19 protein-coding genes are annotated in these 20,136 nt (G+C 39.3%); 7 read left to right on the top strand and 12 right to left on the bottom strand.

From position 1 onward, the window contains the following. Window positions 1-7 precede the first annotated feature (7 nt). The 7 genes from BUF13_RS07390 to BUF13_RS07360 all read right to left on the bottom strand — a co-directional run bounded on the left by BUF13_RS07390 (window position 8) and on the right by BUF13_RS07360 (window position 9,595). A complete protein-coding gene (locus tag BUF13_RS07390; RefSeq protein ID WP_166669823.1) occupies window positions 8-1,951 on the bottom strand; it encodes an adenylate/guanylate cyclase domain-containing protein in 1,944 nt (647 codons plus the stop codon). Beyond that, window positions 1,938-3,479 carry an FAD-binding oxidoreductase gene (locus BUF13_RS07385; protein ID WP_073571138.1) on the bottom strand — a complete coding sequence of 514 codons (1,542 nt, stop codon included), beginning with the start codon at window positions 3,477-3,479 and terminating at the stop codon, window positions 1,938-1,940. The genes BUF13_RS07390 and BUF13_RS07385 overlap by 14 nt, the downstream gene beginning before the upstream one ends. A gap of 317 nt (window positions 3,480-3,796) precedes the next feature. Continuing rightward, a complete protein-coding gene (locus tag BUF13_RS07380; protein ID WP_243839721.1) occupies window positions 3,797-4,264 on the bottom strand; it encodes a DUF4440 domain-containing protein in 468 nt (155 codons plus the stop codon). 1 nt (window position 4,265) lies between these two features. Further along, window positions 4,266-4,802: a DsrE family protein gene (locus BUF13_RS07375; protein ID WP_083586400.1), complete on the bottom strand. Its 537-nt coding sequence runs from the start codon at window positions 4,800-4,802 to the stop codon at window positions 4,266-4,268. 23 nt (window positions 4,803-4,825) lie between these two features. Next, window positions 4,826-6,130 (bottom strand): APC family permease, encoded by a 1,305-nt coding sequence (locus tag BUF13_RS07370; RefSeq protein WP_083586425.1) that lies wholly within the window; start codon window positions 6,128-6,130, stop codon window positions 4,826-4,828. Between the two features lie 120 nt (window positions 6,131-6,250). After that, entirely contained in the window at window positions 6,251-7,951 is a 1,701-nt protein-coding gene (gene ggt / locus BUF13_RS07365; RefSeq protein WP_073571136.1) for a gamma-glutamyltransferase, read from the bottom strand. 15 nt (window positions 7,952-7,966) lie between these two features. Next, a complete protein-coding gene (locus BUF13_RS07360) occupies window positions 7,967-9,595 on the bottom strand; it encodes an arylsulfatase (RefSeq protein ID WP_073571135.1) in 1,629 nt (542 codons plus the stop codon). A gap of 7 nt (window positions 9,596-9,602) precedes the next feature. Between BUF13_RS07360 and BUF13_RS20830 the strand changes: the two genes are divergently transcribed. Beyond that, window positions 9,603-9,725 carry a hypothetical protein gene (locus BUF13_RS20830; protein WP_262710367.1) on the top strand — a complete coding sequence of 41 codons (123 nt, stop codon included), beginning with the start codon at window positions 9,603-9,605 and terminating at the stop codon, window positions 9,723-9,725. A gap of 4 nt (window positions 9,726-9,729) precedes the next feature. Here the strand turns inward: BUF13_RS20830 and BUF13_RS07355 are convergent, their stop codons facing one another. The 5 genes from BUF13_RS07355 to BUF13_RS07335 are packed head-to-tail and all read right to left on the bottom strand — an operon-like array spanning window position 9,730 to window position 14,783. Next, complete coding sequence (locus BUF13_RS07355; protein ID WP_073571134.1) at window positions 9,730-11,700, bottom strand: adenylate/guanylate cyclase domain-containing protein; 1,971 nt, start codon at window positions 11,698-11,700, stop codon at window positions 9,730-9,732. A gap of 5 nt (window positions 11,701-11,705) precedes the next feature. Beyond that, complete coding sequence (locus tag BUF13_RS07350) at window positions 11,706-12,518, bottom strand: peptidylprolyl isomerase (protein WP_073571133.1); 813 nt, start codon at window positions 12,516-12,518, stop codon at window positions 11,706-11,708. Further along, window positions 12,515-12,931: a DUF3052 family protein gene (locus BUF13_RS07345; protein ID WP_073571132.1), complete on the bottom strand. Its 417-nt coding sequence runs from the start codon at window positions 12,929-12,931 to the stop codon at window positions 12,515-12,517. The genes BUF13_RS07350 and BUF13_RS07345 overlap by 4 nt, the downstream gene beginning before the upstream one ends. A gap of 7 nt (window positions 12,932-12,938) precedes the next feature. Beyond that, window positions 12,939-14,003: a DUF3500 domain-containing protein gene (locus BUF13_RS07340; RefSeq protein ID WP_073571131.1), complete on the bottom strand. Its 1,065-nt coding sequence runs from the start codon at window positions 14,001-14,003 to the stop codon at window positions 12,939-12,941. Window positions 14,004-14,018: 15 nt separating this feature from the next. Continuing rightward, a complete protein-coding gene (locus BUF13_RS07335; RefSeq protein WP_073571130.1) occupies window positions 14,019-14,783 on the bottom strand; it encodes a hypothetical protein in 765 nt (254 codons plus the stop codon). Window positions 14,784-15,061: 278 nt separating this feature from the next. On the opposite strand from BUF13_RS07335, the gene htpG reads away from it, so the two are divergent. The 6 genes from htpG to BUF13_RS07305 all read left to right on the top strand — a co-directional run bounded on the left by htpG (window position 15,062) and on the right by BUF13_RS07305 (window position 20,073). Further along, on the top strand, window positions 15,062-16,948 hold the full coding sequence (htpG, locus tag BUF13_RS07330; protein ID WP_073571129.1) for a molecular chaperone HtpG: 1,887 nt from the start codon (window positions 15,062-15,064) through the stop codon (window positions 16,946-16,948). Between the two features lie 293 nt (window positions 16,949-17,241). Beyond that, window positions 17,242-17,442 (top strand): hypothetical protein, encoded by a 201-nt coding sequence (locus BUF13_RS07325; RefSeq protein ID WP_073571128.1) that lies wholly within the window; start codon window positions 17,242-17,244, stop codon window positions 17,440-17,442. Beyond that, complete coding sequence (locus BUF13_RS07320) at window positions 17,442-18,518, top strand: BF3164 family lipoprotein (protein WP_073571127.1); 1,077 nt, start codon at window positions 17,442-17,444, stop codon at window positions 18,516-18,518. The genes BUF13_RS07325 and BUF13_RS07320 overlap by 1 nt, the downstream gene beginning before the upstream one ends. 112 nt (window positions 18,519-18,630) lie before the next feature. Beyond that, window positions 18,631-19,044, top strand: coding sequence for an RrF2 family transcriptional regulator (locus BUF13_RS07315; RefSeq protein ID WP_073571126.1), 414 nt, complete (start codon window positions 18,631-18,633; stop codon window positions 19,042-19,044). 77 nt (window positions 19,045-19,121) lie between these two features. Further along, window positions 19,122-19,394, top strand: a complete 273-nt coding sequence (locus BUF13_RS07310; protein WP_073571125.1) for a DUF2061 domain-containing protein — start codon at window positions 19,122-19,124, stop codon at window positions 19,392-19,394. After that, on the top strand, window positions 19,369-20,073 hold the full coding sequence (locus BUF13_RS07305; protein ID WP_073571124.1) for a phosphoadenylyl-sulfate reductase: 705 nt from the start codon (window positions 19,369-19,371) through the stop codon (window positions 20,071-20,073). Before BUF13_RS07310 ends, BUF13_RS07305 begins: the two co-directional genes overlap by 26 nt. Window positions 20,074-20,136: the final 63 nt, after the last annotated feature.

Here is a 20,136-nt window from a genome sequence, read left to right as displayed (position 1 = left end):
TCTGGTTTTACTTTTTCTCTACAAAATACATGTCTATATCGCCTTTATTTTTTGCTTCTATTTTTCCACGGTAAATGCAATTGAAATCATCTTTTACATGGTTGTAGGTGGCTTCGGAGATATTTACTTTTCCGATTTCCCCTGAGCTTTCCATCCTACTTGCGAGGTTTACAGTGTCGCCCCAGATATCATATGCGAATTTTTTGATACCCACGATTCCTGCTACTACAGGACCTGTGTGGATCCCTATTCTCATTTCAAAAGGATTTTCTCCTTTCAGAAGCTTTTTCTTTTTGTATTCGAGGAGATATTCCTGAATTTCTAAGGCAGCATTGATCACGTCTTTTGCGTGCGTTTTATTCGGTTTTGGAAGCCCTCCTGCCGCCATGTAAGAATCGCCGATGGTCTTGATCTTTTCGACATTGTATTTCTCCATGATTTTGTCAAAAACAGAGAAACATTCATTGATTTCTTTGACTAGGTCGGATGGCGAGAGATTCTCAGAAAGTTTAGTGAAATCTTGAATGTCAGCAAAGATGACGGTGACTTCAGAAATGTGTTTCGCTTTGGCTTTCCCTGTATTTTTCAGTTCTTCAGCTGTTTCCGCAGGAAGGATGTTCAATAAAAGTTCGTCACTTCTTTTTCTTTGGTATTCGGCTTCATTTTTCTCACGTACCACTTCGGCAGTGCGCTGGATGACTTTCTCTTCTAATTCTTGGGTTACTTTTAGCTGAAGTTTTTCATTTTCTTCCAGCTGGAGAATGATCCTTTTTTGATTGGTCTCATTTTCCTTTTTCAGGATGTTGATTTGATCAGCCAAGGCAAATGACAAAAGCAAAACCTCCGACATGTGGCCTATGAAAATAGAGTGAGTTGTAAAGAAGTTGCCGGTGATAACTCCATTAATGGTCAGAATATAAACTGAAACAAGGACCAAGAAAATAGTCCAGCCGATCAGATAGTATTTTGCACTTTGAATCCCTCTGAAAAAACTAATGACTGCAACTGTGATGAAGTAAATACAAGTGATCAAGCTCAGCAGTTGAGCTAGCCCTAAGCCTAAAGAATAAGCCGGTGTGAAATTGATGATTCCTATGAGAGTATATGCTACGATAGTTCCCACTCCAAAATAATACATGACCTTACTCTTTTTGGTAATTCTGAGGAAGCTCATGGAGAATATGGTGATGATGATATTGGTCAGGGATATTAAAAAACCCAGTCGAATGTTCAGTATGGGATGGTTTGGCCAGAGATATTGAAATGAATATCCTTGGAGTCCCATATAGAAAATCACAGAGCCAAGGATATATAAAATGTAGTATAAGTAGCGCTTTTCTCGGACAGAAAAGAAAACAAAAAGGTTGTATAGAAAAGCAAACAATAGGGTCCCGGCATATAGGCCCCAGAAGAGATTGTGTTCTTGATAGTTCTTGGACAAAGCTGGAGGTGTTGCTATATCCATGGGCAAAAGCAATGGGAATTTGCTGTTTACCTTCAAGTAGATTGAGCTGGTCATTCCTTCAGTGATGGGCAGTTTCATCAAGAAGTTTTCTGACTGAATGCTTCTTTCGTGAAAAGGTCTCAGAGCTCCTCCTTCGAAGGTTTTGTCGATTTCTCCATCTGTAATAGAGTAGACTTCTATCTCCTCCAGAAGAGCGTTGTCTACAGTCAAATAGATTTCATCTTTTGTCTGACTTTGGAGGTCAAATCTGATCCAGACGTTAAATGGGAGATTTGCCAGATTCAGTATTTTGGCATTCGAAGTTTCATAGGTTTGGCCTGTTGCTTCCTCTACTTTAAGCGAATTGGACTCGTCTATGAAGTATTCTAAATAAAGACCTAAATCAATCCCTTCTCCATCTTTGATTTGGACAAGCTGTTGTGCAGTCAGTCTGGGTGATATGCCAATCAGGAAGATTAGGAAAAAGGACAGTCTAATAATTCTCATACTCAATGGGTGAGGGGGTGAATAAGGTTTTTTGACAGGAATCATCTATTAAATCCGGCCCAATGGACTGCTGGTACCGAAAGAAGTTGTCAGGATCATACTTTTGCTTGATCAATACCAATTGGTTGTAGTAATCTCCCCAATAGGCAGTTCGGAAATCCTCTTGACCACGATAAGGGTAATTTTGATAAGATCTGCTGTTGCTCAATGGTTTCATAAATTCGAATAGGTCATTTACCCATTTTTCGCTGGCTTTTCTATCGTGAGTTTCTTTGTTGAAAAAGGCTTCTGTAAAGAAGTCCATTGTCACATTTCTATGGATGAAAGCACAGGAATCTTCAGGAATTAGACTGACATTTCCACCATAAGCTTCCATATCAATCATAGTGTATTGATTGGGGGCGTTTTTGTAGAAAAACTTAAGTATATCATACCAATTCTGATAGCTTAAGGGCTTTTCTATATAGGTGCTTCGGCTAAATGCTTTGACATCTTCTGGGATATCTGGTGTGCCTTCCAGTACCCAATTGTTGACCTTTGAATATTTTCCATGATAAGAATCCATGGAAAAGCCGGGTATATCCAGAAGTGGTTTCAAGGCATCCATGAATTCACTTTCAGAGCCGATCCAAGTTGCACAGAAGAAAACCGTTTTTTTCTTGTCATCATTACTGGAAATGATCGTCTCGATTCCTAACTGAGGAAGTTTTCCAGCTTGTAAATATTCGTTTTGGATGGTCTCAAGTACCTTGGCTGCGGTCTCAGGATTTTTTTTGATCGGCCATCTCATCTGGACTCCATAGATATCTTTGAGGGGATGAAGTTTTAGTTTGATGTCTAACAGAACTCCAAAATTACCTCCCGTGCCTCCTCTTATCGCCCAAAAAAGGTCCTTGTTTTTATCTTGGTTTGCTTTGACGATCTTGCCATCAGCAAGCATCACAGTAACTTCTTCTACATTGTCACAGCCCATGCCGTACATTCGCGAGGTAATGCTGTATCCTCCTCCCATCATGAATCCAGCAGGACAAACAGTCGGGCAATCACCCGTGGGTGTGTGAAGGTGATATTGCTCCATTTTCGGGTAGAGATCACCGAAATTTGCTCCCGATTCGATTATTGCAAAAAGGGCTTCAGGATTTACATGGATCGAATTCATCTTGCTGATATCAATCACCATTCCTTCACATACTGAAAAACAAGCCAAGCTATGTCCACTTGATCTGATAGCCACTTGAATTTTTAGATCATTTGCAAACTGAAGGCAATCTCGGATATCCTGAAAAGAAAGTACATAGACAATCAACAAGGGGTAAGTAGGATAGAGATCATCGAATTCTTGGCGAGCTGTATTGTAGCCTTTTGACCATGGATAAAGGACCTGACCATGGATTTTTTCCTCCAGTGATGCTACGTGATCCAGTCCCAAGCTATAATTTTTGGGGACTTTTGACTTTGAAGATTTTCTTTTTAAAAACTTCAAAGACTTCATTTTTTCAATCTCTAAAAGTGTATATCTATGGCTCATCAAGAAAATAGGTTAAGGCTAAAAAAACGTGTATTCTTAAATGTAAGAATTTAGATGAATTTTTATCATTAAATCTTCTTGAATATGTCCTATTTTCAATTTATAAAAACATAGATATAAGTAGAGTAATTTTTAGTTTATGTGCTTTAAGAGTATTGATTTGTTATATTTTAGAGCTAAAATTGGATCAGTATTTAAAAAATTGCTCTAATATGAATAAAGTGTAACTAATTTAATATTATACTGGATAATATCTATTATAGGGTCCTCCTTTTCTTTTTTAATTGTGAGTTCCTTTAAGTTTATACTTCCAAATGTTATTTGGAGCCCCTCTCTCTAGGTGGTATGGTGACAAATAGCTGAGACTGAATCAGCCAAGTTCCAGATTTTTTGGTCCATTGCGCCGCATAATTTCCTCCTACCACAGCCTCCTCGGAGCCTTCAATAAATCCTCTCCAAGTCCCTTTTTCCCAAGCTAGTTTCGTTTCGGGATTCACGATGATTTCGTCAGGAGTCCTGACCCAATACATTCTAGGTCCGGTAGCATTTTGGATATAAGATTTCAAGTTTTCTTTACCTGAAATCAAAGTCCCGGCCCCAGTACTTATCAAAATATCATCGGTGAGAAAAGTGCTATTAAGGTCCTCATCAAAATTCCTTAGAGCTTGATTAGAAGCCTCTCTTTGATTTTTAATCAAGAGAATGTCGGATTCCTGAGCATTTGAAGAACTGACTTCAAAGGCCATGAAAAGAAGCAATGCCAAGGATAATTTCAGTAGTTTCATTTTATAGGACGAAAAGTTGATAGCCCTTTTTCATCAAGTCACTAGTGGCGGTAAATCTTGAAACTGCCATTTCTACTCCTGGGAAAATCATGTCTGGCACTAGTCCTTGCTTCATCATGGATTGTCCGCAGACAATAAGCCTTATCCCATTCCTTTTCATTTCTTCCAAAACTTCAGCGTTTGGGTTCGTTACCTCAAATCGTTTTTGGTATTCCTCATTAGAAAGAGAAATTGGTGTAGCTCCAGAAAAAATTACGATGGCTAAATCTATGTTTTCCTTGGGTACACCGGCATAGATGTGGAGGTTGTACATTCTGGAAGCGTAATCCAGAATACCTGCGATCTCTTTTTTGTCGTCGATTCGGTTACTGATTTCAATCACAAATTTGTAGCTCTCGTTAGGGTCCGGTTTGATGGCTTCAAATGGAACCTCGATTACTCCTCCATAACCTTGGATAGCGGGATAAATAATGTTTTGTGCTTGCATACCGCCGATTATCAGGCAGCTTAATGATAAAGTAATCAAGAGCTTTTTCATGTTTTTTGTGATTTAAGGTGAACTCATTTACTTAATCTTTTCCGTTGTATTGTTTTGATAATGAAGTATATAGTGGTCAGTGTTACGAAAAATATGGCAATTCCAGATTTTTCATAGACTGTCAAATTCGATAGGAAAAACAGGATGATTCCTGCAGAAAGAATAGGTACAGTATATCCAAATGGGATTTTGAAATTTCCAGGTTCTGAATTTCCTTTTTGGCGAAGTTTGATCACGGATAGCGCTACTCCAAAGTATACCAAAAGCATACTCGCGGAGGCGATTACTGCCAATTGGCGAAATCCTCCCAAAGCTGCTAGTGTAAAACCTATGCCAGCATAAAGTAAAATAGCTAGGTAAGGAGTTTTGAACTTCTTATGAACCGAAGCCAAAATGTCAATTGGAATAACCCTGTCACTTGCCAATCCGAAAAGGACTCGAGGTAGATTGAGGATTTCTCCGCTGAGCATTCCAAACATGGAAATACCTGCTCCAATCAATAAAACCGTATATCCGACCGGACCGAAGACAATGTTTGCAACAGCTGCTAGAGGAGCCTCTTTGTTTTCAGGTAATTGATCTCCCAAAACTCCCTGTGCGGCAGTTTGGATCATGACATAAAGTAAAAGCACAAACAAGATTCCTGTGAAAATCGCTTTGGGAACTGTCTTTTGAGGATTTTTTATTTCCGCACCCACTGTCAATCCTGCATCACCACCTTGGAAGGCAAAAAACAAGATCAAACAAGCTTGACCGAATTGTGAAAAGGAGGGCATCTCTTTCCAGAATAGATTTGAGAATGTGACATCCTTCCAGCTGAAAATGATCAAAAATACAAGAGGTGTGAGTTTAGCAACCGTATTCACTTTGACCAATCCGATTCCTTGCTTAACTCCGATCACATTGAGGAAAGCCAGGCCGCCGAAAATCAAAAACAACAAGAACAAACGGGTGGCAGGAGAGTAAAATTCAGGAAAGGCAATACCAATTAATTCAACTAGTGCATTGGAGACTGCAGCATCCGAAAATGCGCTTCCGGTGATCATAAAAACTGCTGCCAAAAATCCGGGAAAAGGCCCAAAAGCAGTCTCTACATAAGCGTAACCGCCACCTGATTTAGAAATTTGACTACCTGCCTCGGCAAAACAAAGCATGACCAAAGCGATCAAAAAGCCGCAGAAAAGGTAAACCAGAATGGAGGATGCACCCATGATTTCGGCAACGATCGCTGGGAGTACAAATATCCCCGCTCCAACAATGATGTTGACGATATTGGCGGAAAGGCCCCATACGCCGATTTCCCTTTTTAATTGACTGTCATTTCCCACGGATGCGTATTTTATATTTTTTGATGAATTATCTGATTTACCAATCCCTGCATCATGATTTTGCCTCTTCAAAATTTAAATCTAAAAACTGATTACTGAGACTGAATACTCGCAACTGACTCAATATCCCTTGGCTGCCCCGTCCTCACTAGAAGAGTCCGAAGCCCCAACCCAAGTTCCCAGTTCAGGGTCAAAGGTGATTCCCATCAACACTCCCAGGTTTGTGGTTGGTCTTAGTTTATGTCCCATTTTTTCCAGAGCAGCTTTTGTGTCTGGGGAAAGTAGGTTTTGTTCATAAACAATCTGATTTGGAAGCCACTGATGATGGATTTTCATCGCTTCAATTGCTCTGTCTATTCGCATATCATAAACCAAAACATTGAGAACTGTCTGGAAAACAGTATTGATGATCGTTCTCCCTCCTGGGCTTCCAATCACCAAATAAGGCTTTCCATCTTTTGCTACAATAGTTGGAGTCATGCTGGAAAGCATTCTCTTTTCAGGAGCGACCAAATTCGGGTCAGAGCCGATTTGACCGGTTTCCGTAGTGACTCCTGGAACTGGGTTGAAATCTCCCATTTCATTGTTGAAAATGAATCCAAGCTTGCTAGAACCCATTTTTACACCGTATGAATTCTCCAAAGTATAAGTCAATGAAACAGCATTTCCGTCTTTGTCAGTGACAGAAAAATGAGTGGTATGATCTCCACCGTAAAGCTGTCCGTATTTAGAAGGATCACTTGGAGAAGCATGGTTCATATCCAGATTTTGGAATCTTGCTTTCGCAAAATCTTTTGAAATCAGCTTGTTAACAGGCATCTCAGGATTAAAATCCGGATCTCCCAAAAACTCCGCGCGATCAGCAAATGCTCTTCTCATTGCTTCAGCAACTATGTGGACATAGGGAGTAGAATTAAATTCTATGGATGAAATATCTGCCGCTTCTAAAAGATTCATCATTTCGATCAGCGCCACTCCGCCAGAACTAGGAGGAGGCATGGAGAAAATCTCAAAGTCTTTGAATTTGGTAGAAACCGGCTTTCTCTCTACCGCCTCATATTTTGCCAAATCCTCTTGAGTGATGATTCCTCCGTTGGATTTCATGTAGGCTTCAATCTCTTCAGCAACTTTCCCTTTGTAAAAGCCGTCTCTGCCATGCTTTTTGATTTCTTCCAATGTCTTAGCTAGAGCCGGTTGTTTCCAGAGTTCTCCAGGTGTGACAATTTCTCCATCTGCACCACGGAAATAGTTTTTCATGATGTCCCAAGAGTCATCCCTGTCGGACATCCTCAAAGCCACTCGGTATAGCCCCCAAGACATTGGGAAGCCTTTCTTTGCCAGTTTCACTGCTGGATCTACCACCTCTTTCCAAGAAAGTTTGCCGTATTTTTGATGTGCTTGATAGAGCCCAGCGACGGTGCCTGGTACTCCGACTGAAAGTAGGCCTCGATGGTTGGAGTTGTCTTTGATATTTCCGTTTTCATCCAAAAACATGGTTGGACTTGCTGCCAAAGGCGCTTTTTCCCGAAAATCAAATGTGGTCACATCTCCATCGGATTTCATGAAAACAATAAATCCTCCGCCTCCGATGTTTCCTGCTTCCGGATGAGTGACAGCCAAAGCAAAGGCAGTTGCTACAGCGGCGTCAATCGCATTACCGCCTTTTTTTAGGATTTCAATACCTGCTTCTGAAGCCAAATAATGATCCGAAACGACCATCCCATTTTTGCCATAGGTTTGGGAAAATGTTTGAGAAAAAGGATAAAGTAAGCCCGCTGCTCCCAGGAATAGACTTACTAAAAATTGCTTTTTGAAAATCATAATAGGTTGAAATTCTTAGTGGTTTGATGGTTGAGGGGTTGGAATGACTACACCGACTTTTTCTGAAAATCGATCCCATTCCCGGATCATTTCTTGGAATTTAATAGGTAAAGAGTCTTTTAAGTCTTCCTGCTCTCCTAAATCATTTAAAATATTGAATAACTGGAAGTTTTCATTTTTAAAAGGCTTTTCAAGATTGACGATTTTCCAATTTCCTTTTCGGAGCATGGCCCTTTCCCGATGTTCCAGTCCAAAAACATAAGTCGAATCATGGATTTGAACTTCATTTCCTGAAAGAATTGGATTCAAAGAGCTTCCAGCCAATGGGGTAATATTATTTCCTTTCCAAGTTTTTGGATAATCGACTTTGGCGTCTTGATAAAAGGTAGGAGCCAAATCCATGATTGTTACAAAAGAATCCGAAATAGTTCCTATATTTTTGACTCCTGGTCCAGCGATTATCAATGGAGTATTCATCCCGCCTTCTGTAGTATAGGATTTGAAGTATCGAAAAGGAGCTGAACCGGCTTCAGCCCATTGAGGGCCATAAGAAATGAAGCTTTTTTTGGTTCCCATATCCTCATAGTCATCTGAGTAATACTTTTGGATATAGGGACCAAATACTTCATGATAATAAAAGTCTTCAGCTGCAGCTCCGTTATCAGCTAGGAAAACGATAAGGGTATTTTCATAAATGCCTTTGTTTTTCAGATGAGAAATCAGTCTACCGATATTTTCGTCCAGATTATCCACCATGCCGGCATAGATTTCCATTTTTCGGGCCTCTTTTGCTTTTTCTTCTGCGGATAGACTTTCCCAAGCTTTGATGGAAGGATGAAGCTCAGGTAATTGTGCATTTGGAGAAACCATTCCAGCTTTTTTCAAGCTTTCGAGACGTCTTTCTCTAAGTTTTTCATAGCCTTCATCATATCGGCCTTCGTACTTTTTCCAATATTTTTCAGGCACTTGAAGAGGCCAATGGGGTGAGGTGTATGCTGCAAAAGCAAAAAATGGCTTTTCATCTTCCAGATTGGAATCGATGTAAGAAATCAATTTGTCTGTGTAGAAGTCCGTGGAGTATTCGCCTTCTGGCCAGACTGCTTTTTCCCCGTTTTCGGTGTAAAGTGATTGATGTCCATAAGTCAATTCTGGGCTATCTGGAAATAAAAGCCAATTGCTAAAATGATTGGCACCTCCTTCTAAAGTGATGAAGGACTTCTCAAATCCTTTTTGAGCTGGATTGGCTTCAGGAGTTAGTCCTAAGTGCCATTTTCCAGTGATATAGGTATGATAGCCTGCGCTTTGTAGCAGCTGAGGAACAGGGACAATTCTTTCACTCAGCATGCCTTCATAACCCACTACATCAGTAACCAAATCTTGAGAACCCATCCCGGCCACATGGTTGAAATTGCCGGAAAGCATCATGGCTCGACTGACAGCACAATAAGGAGCGGTATGAAATCGGCTGAATCGAATCCCTTCTTTTGCTAATTGATCAAGATTGGGAGTGTCAATATCGCCTCCATAGCTTCCCAAATCTGCATAGCCTAAATCATCAGCGACTATTAAAAGAATATTTGGGCGAAGTCTGGCTTCTGTCTGTTTCGAATTCTCTTGACAGGAAAAAAGGCTCGAGATAAGCATCAAGAAGTTGAAAAATTTAAAAAAGCCAGTTCTATTCAATGATACTTTGTTGAGGATGAATGAAAATGATTTCAAAAACTACTTGCCGATTTCAAAAGCCCCAGCTGAAGTGATTTCCATGAAAAGATAAGAAATTAGGATGTCTTTGAACGCATAATAAACCACATCTTCATCAATCCTTTTCCTTTGACTTCAATTTCTCCCCGGTATTCAAATTCAAATCTGGGGTCATTTTTTACGAGTTCGTATGTGTTCTCAGATATATTGATTCGATTGAGCTCGCAATTCGACTCCATTCTTTGAGCTGTATTGACTGTGTCTCCCCAGATATCATATTGGAATTTCTTGATGCCTACAATCCCAGCTACTACCGAACCTGAATTGATACCTACTCGCATATCAAATTTTGCCTTGGTAGGGATGGAAGGGTTTTGGTTTCTTTCTAGGATGAATTCCTTCATTTCAAGGGCGGCTTCAATAGCAGAAAGTGCATCTGACTTGGAATCAAGCCCCGCTGCGACCAAGTAAGCATCTCCAATGGTTTTGATTTTCTCCAGACCTTTGGATTCAACGATTTTATCAAATTCCTTGAAGCAAGTATTTAATTCATTCACTAGTTCTTTGGCTGAAAGGTGCTGGGCCTTTTTGGTGAAGTCGGCAAAATCCGTGAAGATGACTGTGACTTTTTCAAAATCTCTGGCATCAGAATATCCCTTCTCCTTTAATTCCTGAGCAACATTTTCAGGTAAAATATTCAGTAATAAATCATCTGAGCGTTCTTTTTCAGCAGCTATCGCAAAGTTGGATTTTCTGATAAAAATGTATCTACGCCACCAACTGACCGCAAGAACTAGCAGAAGAATACCAGAAATGAGGAAAATGATTTGACGATTGCGTTCCACTTTTAGTCTTTCCTCATAGAGAAGACTTTGCTCCCGCATAACTTGAGCGTTTTGGATGCTATCCAGCATTTGCCTTTTCTCAAAATCATAATTGGCCATCATTTGCGTGATTTCCTTGGTGTTGGAATCATTGAGCAAACTGTCCTTCAGTTCTGTCGCTAGTTTAAGATATTTTAGTTCTTGTGCGGTATTTCCTGTTTTTTCGGCAAGCTCCATCATCCTCTCGTAGGCCATCCGAATGACTTTCAACTCGGATGCTAGCTCAGCATTTTCGAGTGACTTTTGAGCGTGAAATTGAGATTTCTGATATTCGTTTTTCTCTAAATATAGATTAGCAAGTCGGTTGTGGGTGTAAGCTAAGCCACGAGAATAGCCCAAGGAGTCCCTTATTCTCAAGGCTTCTAAAAGCGTGCTTTCTGCCAAATCCAATTGCCCATCGTTGGCATAATTGTTTCCAAGATTACTCAGTGAAAGTCCAATAGTATAAGGGCTTTTGGTTTGGTAAGCGATGTCTAATGCTTGCTTATGATAAAAAATAGCAGAGTCAATTGGTCCGGTATATTCAAATATGATAGCGAGATTATTCAAGGAGGTATGCACTCTTTTGAGATCCCCAACGCCTTCCTCCATGGCTAAAGATTTCCTGATGTAAAAAAATGCCTCATCAAAATCATGCTGATCATAATAGATGAGTCCCAATGAATTATAGACACTGGCCATACCGGTGATCAGCTCATGTTCCTCATAAATCGTAAGTGCCTTTAAATGATTTTGAATTGACTTTTCTACATCCCCAAAAAAAGCATAGGTATTTGCAAGAAATGAAAGAGCTCGAGCTTGCTCTAGCCAAAGACCTTTTTCTTCCAATTCAGGAATGAGAATTTCTACAGCCTTGGGGTCATAGGTCTCTTTGCCAGATTCTTGACTAGCCATCAAAAGGTAAAGCTGAGACCTCAAAATTCCCTCTTTATAATCTTCAGATTGGCTTAAAGAAAGCGCCTCTTGAGCAAGGCGGATGGCTTCCGGATAATCGTAATCAGAGTATTTGAAATGAGCTTGATCTGAAATACTGTCAATAAAAACTTTGTCTTGGCCTTGAGCTTGGAATACAAAAAGCTGAAATAAAAGAAAGGCAAAAAATCCACATGCTCCCTTTTTGAAAGGAACAGAGGAAAGGTAAAAAAAGATAGCAAATGCTTTCATAAAAGTTATGGTATAGGTGTATGCACAATTCTCATTTTTAAAATAATCACATCAGTCTCAGGTCTATCCTTTTCATTGGTTTCTACAGCCGCTATGGCATCGACAACTTCCAGACCTGAAATCACCTGGCCGAAAACAGTATAACTTTGATCCAAATGGGGAGTTCCGCCAATGTTTTCATAGACTTCTTTATGAGCGGCTGGGATCTCGTATTTCTGAAAATTCTCAAAGGACTTTACCTGGCTTTCCAACTTATCAGAAAGAGTTTTGACCAATACACTGTCTTTGGCTTCTCTCGCATTTTCTAGAGAGTCATAAAGTGGTTTGATCGTAGTATCATTGATGGCAAAATGCCTTTGCAAATAGGTATTGATCCTGTTTTGGTTGTGCGTCAATAAACTGTCATTTTGGATCTTTCCCTGAACAATATAAAACTGTGTACTACTAGAAGCCCTTTCGGGATTATTAGTCCTTGCGGCTCCCAAGGACCCTTTTTTATGGAAAATATTGGGACGGATTTCTGCGGGAACCTGATAAGGTAAATCATGCTCACCCACTGATTCTCCCGGTTTAGCATTCTTGCTTTCAGTATCTCCGGCCTGAATCATAAAGTCCTCTATCACCCTGTGGAAAATCAAACTGTCATAAACCTTGTCTTCTATCAATTTCAGGAAATTGTCTCTATGGAGAGGAGTCTCATTGTAGAGTTCCAGTACCATCGTTCCATAGTTGGTTTGGATTTCGATTTGAGGTCTTTCTTGAGCTATTCCTTGAATAGAAAAAATGGTGAAAAATAGGAAGGCAGTAAGCTGTTTCATCGGTCTTTTTTTCGATACATAAATTTCAATCCGCTCCAATCCTCATCGATTGCTGCAACTTTGACATCCACCAGACCTTGATCCAGGCCATAATGCATGATGTCGTATTTGCCAACATCTGTAGAGATAGAGGAGCTTTGCTTAGGCCAACTTACCCAAAGAATTCCATCTTTTTTTAAGAATTTGACAGCTTTGCTCCAGCCCTCATTAAGTTCTTTTTGGCTTTTGACAAAAAGATGAATAAAATCTAACTCTTCAATTAAATGATCTTCTGAAATAATCTCCAAATTATCAGGAAGATACTCGAAAAAGGCCCCGTAGTCTTTTGGGGAAAACAAACAGAGAATTTTATCCCCTGATTTGATTCCCAATTTCTTGAAAAGTGGCGTTTTGGAATATCCTGATTCTGGCATTTTTCATTTAATGATGGTGAGCCATCCTATGGTTTTTCAACACATCCTCTCCAAAGTCATTTCCTTTTTCCCTGAAGATAGAATGAATGTGATTTGCATTATCCAAGAAACCGACATTGTCATATTCAATTAAGAAATCTGGACTGTGAATAATGTAGTAATGGGCTTTCATGGGTTCATAGCTGCCGATCCATGCAAAATAGACCTCATCCATTCCGGTAGCGTGGAGTTTTGCCAAGTACTCCTCAGCTTTTTTATGATCCAGATTTGCTACATATTCTTCAATCAAATAATGAAGGATTTGTCTTTGAGTTTCTGAAAGTTCAGAGCCTTTGATTCCCTGGAAAGTCTCTAGCCATTGAGGTCGATCTGGACTGGTGATGATATCTCCGGGCACTTTTTCATCCAAAGTGGCCTTTGCTTTTTGAGCATCATCTAGAGAATTGACAAACCAAAACCCATAATCCTCCTCTTTGCTCAAAGGTCTCAATCCTGCATATTGAGTTTCTTCAACTACCGCTGGATCTGAGCCCAAAAAAAGTGGAGTCATTGAGAATTCTTGCCCCGATACTGTCAAATTGAGTGATAGATGATGCCCCTCGAATTTGAGACCCCATTGGTCGTCAGTCTTTGGGTTGCCTGCAATGGCAAGGAAGTAATTTCCATAATCCCAGTTAAGCCCACGGATCATTTTGATGGTGTTTTCATCCATTTCTCCACGATTATATTTGATTTCAAATAGCTCATGAAGAATATCGTCCACCTGCATGATAGCAAAGGTCTTGAGGTAGCCTTGAGAACTTAAAAGTTCACTTAATATTTTATGAAAAGCGATTTTGCTTTTATCGGAAAAGTCAGCGTATTGAAGTCCAGAGCGTGGAGCCAATCCAATAGGAAGGTTGGTCCATTTTGTTCTGGCACTGTCATTTAAAGCGATTAAAACCTGATTTGTCTGATTTTGATCTAAAGTCTCTAAAAATGTGACAGTTCTTTTTTGAATTTCTGGCACTTCTTGGGCTTTCAATAATCCAAAATTTAAGATGCAAAGAATCAGGATAAGGTGCTTTTTCATATATCGAAATTGGGTCTAGTGTAAAAGGAGATAAACGAAATTTCCCCAGGCTTCATTTTTAGTAAAATAGATGTGAAAAACTTGAAGAAAGAAGTAAATGGCAAGTGATACTCCAAATGGTATCGCTGATTTGTTATTTCTGATGTCTTTGATCATCAAGGTCAATAGGAGAATGTCGATAAATAGAAATCCTACCACCTCAACTGGCAAATCAGCTATCACTGTTGAGATTCCAAAAAGAAAAAAAAGAATGCGATCTACAGTAGGACCTATCAAGGTCAAGGATGCGGCGATCATGAATCGTGCATGAAAAGACTTGTTTTTTCGATAGATAACAGCCAAAGAGTAAAAGATAATCAGCCAAATTAGGTATACGAAAGCAATGGAAATAAATACGGCTATTTGTGTTTTTCCCTGTTCTAGAGTCAATTCAGTTAGGCTAGCTTCAATATCTCCAAGAAGTGAAGCAAGCTGATTTCCATAGGTATATCTCATCATCATCCATGTAGTCAAAATGACAAGTGGGACTACTAGGTAGCTGGCCTTTCCGATAGATTTATGTAAGGAGAGCTTTCGATAACGAATCAATAGTGGCTGTACAATCAGCATTAATACCCAACAGCTCATCAATGCAAAATGAATATGCATGATGCGGGGAAGTGATAGTGACAATTGACTAAAATAGGTCACATAGAAGCCTGCAAAGATCAGGGGAATGAAAATCATGAGCCAATAGCCCATGTTTGGGAATAGCTTGAATACGTTTTCTTTTTGATTCATTTTCAGAAAAAGATGATCTAAAAAATGCAATCCCTCATAATCTCAATCTGTTTGGATATCGAGATAAAGTGATTGAAAGCGAGTTGCTTATGCTGAATAATTTAGCTGAAAAATTCAACGATTCTAAATAAAATGCAAAATATTATAAATAGTTCCGTCCTGACTTTGAAAGGCTGATCATCTAAGTGGTCTGCCAACTTGTCATTTTTTTCGGTTTGGAACAGGCATTGATAAATCCACTTTGTCAATTATTGTATTAACTAAACTGATTTATACCCATGCAGGAAAAAGGTACCATCTCGATCCATACCGAGAACATTTTCCCGATCATTAAAAAATTCTTGTACTCTGACCATGAGATTTTTCTTCGTGAGCTAGTATCCAATGCAGTGGATGCTACGCAGAAAATCAAAAGACTCGCGACGCTTGGTCAGTACAAAGGGGAGCTAGGAGACATCACTGTTGAGGTTGCCTTCGATGAGAAAAAGAAGACCATCACCATTTCTGATAAAGGTTTGGGGATGACGGCTGAGGAGATCAAAAAGTATATCAATCAGATTGCTTTCTCCGGTGCAACTGAATTTGTTGAGAAATTCAAAGATGCCAAAGATGCCAATGAGATCATCGGTAAATTTGGTTTGGGTTTCTATTCCGCATTTATGGTTGCCAAAACCGTGGAAATTCACACACTTTCTTACCAGGAAGGTGCTGAGCCGGCGATTTGGACTTGCGACGGAAGTACTGAGTTTGAGATCAAAAAAGGCAAAAGAAAAGAAAGAGGAACTGATATCATTTTGCATGTCAATGAGGATTCTGAGGAATTCTTGGACAAGTGGAAGCTTCAGGGAATCTTGGACAAATACTGCAAGTTCTTGCCTGTTCCGATCAAGTTTGGAACCAAAACCGAATCCGTAGAGGATGGAGTAGATGACAAAGGTGAGAAGAAATACAAGTCTGTAGAAGTTGATAATATTATCAATACTACTTCTCCTATCTGGACCAAGTCACCAAGTGATTTGAAGGATGAGGATTACTTGGCATTCTACAAGGAGCTCTATCCGATGTCTGAGGATCCGCTTTTCTGGATTCATTTGAATGTGGATTATCCATTCAATTTGACAGGAGTATTGTACTTCCCGAAAGTCAAAAATGACTTCGAGTTGCAACGCAATAAAATCAAACTATTCAGCCGTCAGGTATTCATCACGGATGAGGTGAAGGATATCGTTCCTGAATTTTTGATGTTACTACACGGGGTGATTGACTCTCCGGATATTCCTTTGAACGTGTCCCGAAGCTTCTTGCAAGCTGATGGAAATGTGAAAAAGATCAATAACTACATCACCAAGAAAGTTGCTGATAAGTTGGCTGAATTGTTCAAAAAGGACAGAAAAGCTTACGAAGAGAAGTGGAGTGATATCGGTTTGTTCGTGAAATACGGAATGATCTCCGAGGATAAATTCTACGAAAAAGGGAAAGACTTTACGCTTTTGGAAAACACTAAAGGTGAATTCTTCACCATGGATGAGTACAAGGAGAAAGTAAAAGCCATTCAGACGGATAAGAATGACACGACCATTTTCTTGTATGCAACAGATGTAGAAAAGCAGGATAGCTTCATCGCCTCTGCTAATAAAAAGGATTATGATGTGTTGGTGATGGATTCTCCGATTGATAGTCACTTTATCCAGAATGTGGAGACGAAGATGGAGAAAGTCCAGATGAAGCGTGTAGATGCGGATGTGGTTGAGAAATTGATCCAGAAGGAAGATTCCTATGCAAACTTGCTGACTGAAGATCAAAGTAAGCAAGTGAAGGAATTATTCGATAAGGCAATTGGAAGTCAAACCTACACTGTTGAAGTGGAAGGTTTAAGTCCGGAAGAACTTCCAGTAACCATCACGATGGAAGAGTGGATGCGCAGAATGAAAGACATGGCACAGACTGGTGGAGGCCCGATGAGTTTCTACGGACAGATGCCTGACAACTACAAAGTAGCTATCAACGGTAACCACCCAGTTGTCGATAAGATTTTGAAAGCAGACGGAGAAGAAGCTCAGATCCAATTGGCGAAGCAAGCCTTTGATTTGGCGAAACTTTCTCAAGGCCTTTTGACAGGCAAAGATCTTACTGCATTTGTAAAGAGAAGCGTTGAGATGCTTTAAGTAACATTATCCTTTGAGATTTTTAGAACCTCGAAGGTTTTAATTCTACCAAACCTCCGGTTCCATTTAGGGATCGGAGGTTTTTTTGCTGTAGCTTTAAGTCATTGATATAGAACTAAGTAAAATCAGTAATTTATAAATTAAATAAATAATTAGCCCTGATAACCAGATGGTTAATAGTTCAAGCTGAATAATATTTAGTTTAAACTTGAATTTTAGGAATGAAAAACTAAACTTAGTCTAAGTTTTTAGCGCTTAAGACTTTTTTGTTTCACAATTTAAATTTTATCATTATGAAAAAGTCAATTATTTTATTTGCTTTTCTTTCAATTTTATTTCTTCAATCTGCACCTTTAGTGAAAGCAGATCCTGGGATTACTTGCTGTATGCGTAGTTCATTAAATAAGGTTTGCCATTGGATAATTTATGTAGGACCCAATGGAAATGAAATGATTCCAGTTCCAGGTGTCGAAGTTCGTTGTCCTGAAATGTAATGAGTAAACGCAGATTGAGGTTTAAAGTAATTTATATCCTGCTATACCTTATCGGTGGATTCCTACTATGGAGTTGTTCTGATGCACTCATTGTCGAAAACCCCCTCATAGAATTTCAGGTTAAAAATCGTCTAAATTCAATTAGGCTTCACTCGTCTGATTCTCTATTTCGGGCTGGCGAAATATTATTATTCGATAAATTTTTATTCGTAAAAGATGAAGAGTTGGAATACTTGTTCAAAATTATCGATGTAGATCAAGACCGGTTTCTAAAGAGATTTGGAAAGATCGGTCAAGGACCTTGTGAAATGAATCCCTTTCTTTCGATTTTCAAATCGGGAAAAAATGGAGATATGCTCGGAGTTTATGAAATGGAAATGAGAGAATTCCAAGAATATCCAATCGGTCAAATTTTGGAATCTAAAGATGATCCAGATTGTATTCCATTTCAAGGAAAGTTCGATGGTTTTATTCGCACAGCAATAAAATTGGAGGGGGATTATTTTTTGGGAGCCGGGATGATCGAAAAACCATTCATGCTTATTTCTAAGGGGAAAGAGATACAATCTGTAGGTACATTCCCATTTCAGGAAAAATTTGAAGGTATAGCACCTAGCACTTTAGATATGGCCTATCAAAGTAATTTTTATAAGCATCCCTCTAAGTCGCTTGTACTTGCATCATCCACATTTTCATTTAATATGGACTTTTTGGAATTGAATGAAGAGGGGCAATTAATCATAAATAAATCGCTTCATTATTGGCCGACCGAGTTTGAAGATTCCTCTGGTCCAAATATGATAAGTGCGACAATTAAGAAGGAAAATAGGTTTGGGAATGTTTTTACAACTGTTTCTGAGGATTATATCTATGTCTTGTATTCGGATGAACCGTGGGAATATCATTACCCTTTAAAAAGTAAAAGGGTATTAGTTTATGACTGGGGGGGGAATCCTGTGAAAATTTTGGAATTGGATCGGGAGGTAAGCATCATAGCAGTAAACGAGAAAGATCGAGATTTGATTGGCTATGTCGATGATGGGAAAGCGAACCTTTATAGATTTGAATTGGATTGACTCAAAGCCTCCGGTTCTATTTTGGGATAGTAGGATTTTTGACTTTAATTAGATTTATTCTAATTCCCCACTACCGTACTAGGGTATATGCCAAAAAAGATTATTTTTGGTAATGCTTTCCAAAAAGACCAAATATGCCCTACATGCCCTGACATACCTGGGCAAGCACCGTGAAGAAAAGACCGTATTGATCCAGGATATCGCCGAAGAGCATGGGATTTCCCATAAGTTTTTAGAAAATATCCTGCTTGAACTAAAAAAAGCGGGAATCTTGGGGAGTAAAAAAGGAAAAGGTGGAGGTTACTACCTAATAAAAGATCCCAAAGATATTCCTCTTTCAAAAGTCATTCGTCTATTAGATGGACCTATTGCACTTCTTCCATGTGTGAGTTTAAACTACTACGAACCTTGTGATGAGTGTAAGGACGAGGTGACTTGTGGGATAAATAAGGTGATGATTCAGGTAAGAGATGAAACACTTAAAATACTGGAAAACAAGACGTTAGAAGATATTTTGAAAACTTAACAAAATTTTTTTCCAATAAACCCTATAAAATAAATAGGGTTTATATACTTTTGTGCTTTACTCTCGTTGAAACCTGTATGATTTTAGACCAGCCACTTAAGAAACTCTTTGCTAGCAAGTCTGGAAAAGACAGCAATGCCAAAAGCCTCCTCAAATCAATTTCTTGGAGAATTGTGGGGACCATTGATACCATTATCATTTCCTATTTCGTAACAGGAGAATTTGTGATGGCCTTATCAATCGGTTCTGTAGAGGTGTTCTCTAAAATTATTTTGTATTACCTACACGAGAGAGTTTGGGAAATTTCTCCAAAAGCAGAAGCAAATGAAACAGAAGAAAAATATGCTTGAGCTAGAATCACAATTAGACCAGTTGAGTGCTCAAGAAGGGTTAGCTTTGATTGCTGATTTGTTTCCAGGGAAAGTTGTCTTTTCAACTTCTTTGGGACAGGAAGATCAAGTGATTACCCAATTGATCGCCCAAAATCAAATACCAGTTAAAATATTCTCTTTGGACACAGGGAGATTATTTCCTGAGACTTTAGAGCTTTTGGCACGTACCGAAAGCAAGTATAATACCCGAATTCAAGTTTATTATCCAGAGAGAGAATCTGTTGAAAACCTGGTTGCTGAACAGGGGATCAATGGATTTTACAATTCTGTTGAAAATAGAAAATCCTGCTGCTACGTCAGAAAAGTGGAGCCTTTGAAGCGTGCTTTGGCTGGCAATGAGGTTTGGGTAACAGGCCTGAGAGCTGAGCAAAGTGCCAATAGAAGTGGCATGAAGAGAATCGAGTGGGATGACGGCAATCAGATCTTCAAGTATAATCCCCTTTTGGATTGGAGCTACGATCAAATGATCGCCTACATCGAGGAAAAGGGAATTCCTTATAACCCGCTTCATGACAAAGGCTTTATCAGTATCGGTTGTGCTCCTTGTACGAGAGCGATTCTTCCAGGAGAAGATGCAAGAGCCGGAAGATGGTGGTGGGAAGATTCCAAAAAAGAATGCGGCTTGCACGCGAAGTAAGATCCGATTGTTGTCAGGATCAGTGAGTAGTAAACAGTAAACGGTTTACAGCCATCAAAAAAT

Origin of the sequence: Algoriphagus zhangzhouensis, from assembly GCF_900148515.1 — a bacterium.
Lineage (GTDB): Bacteria > Bacteroidota > Bacteroidia > Cytophagales > Cyclobacteriaceae > Algoriphagus > Algoriphagus zhangzhouensis.
The sequence above is the reverse complement of the archived record's forward strand: the minus strand, read 5'-3'. Positions and strand labels throughout refer to the sequence as shown.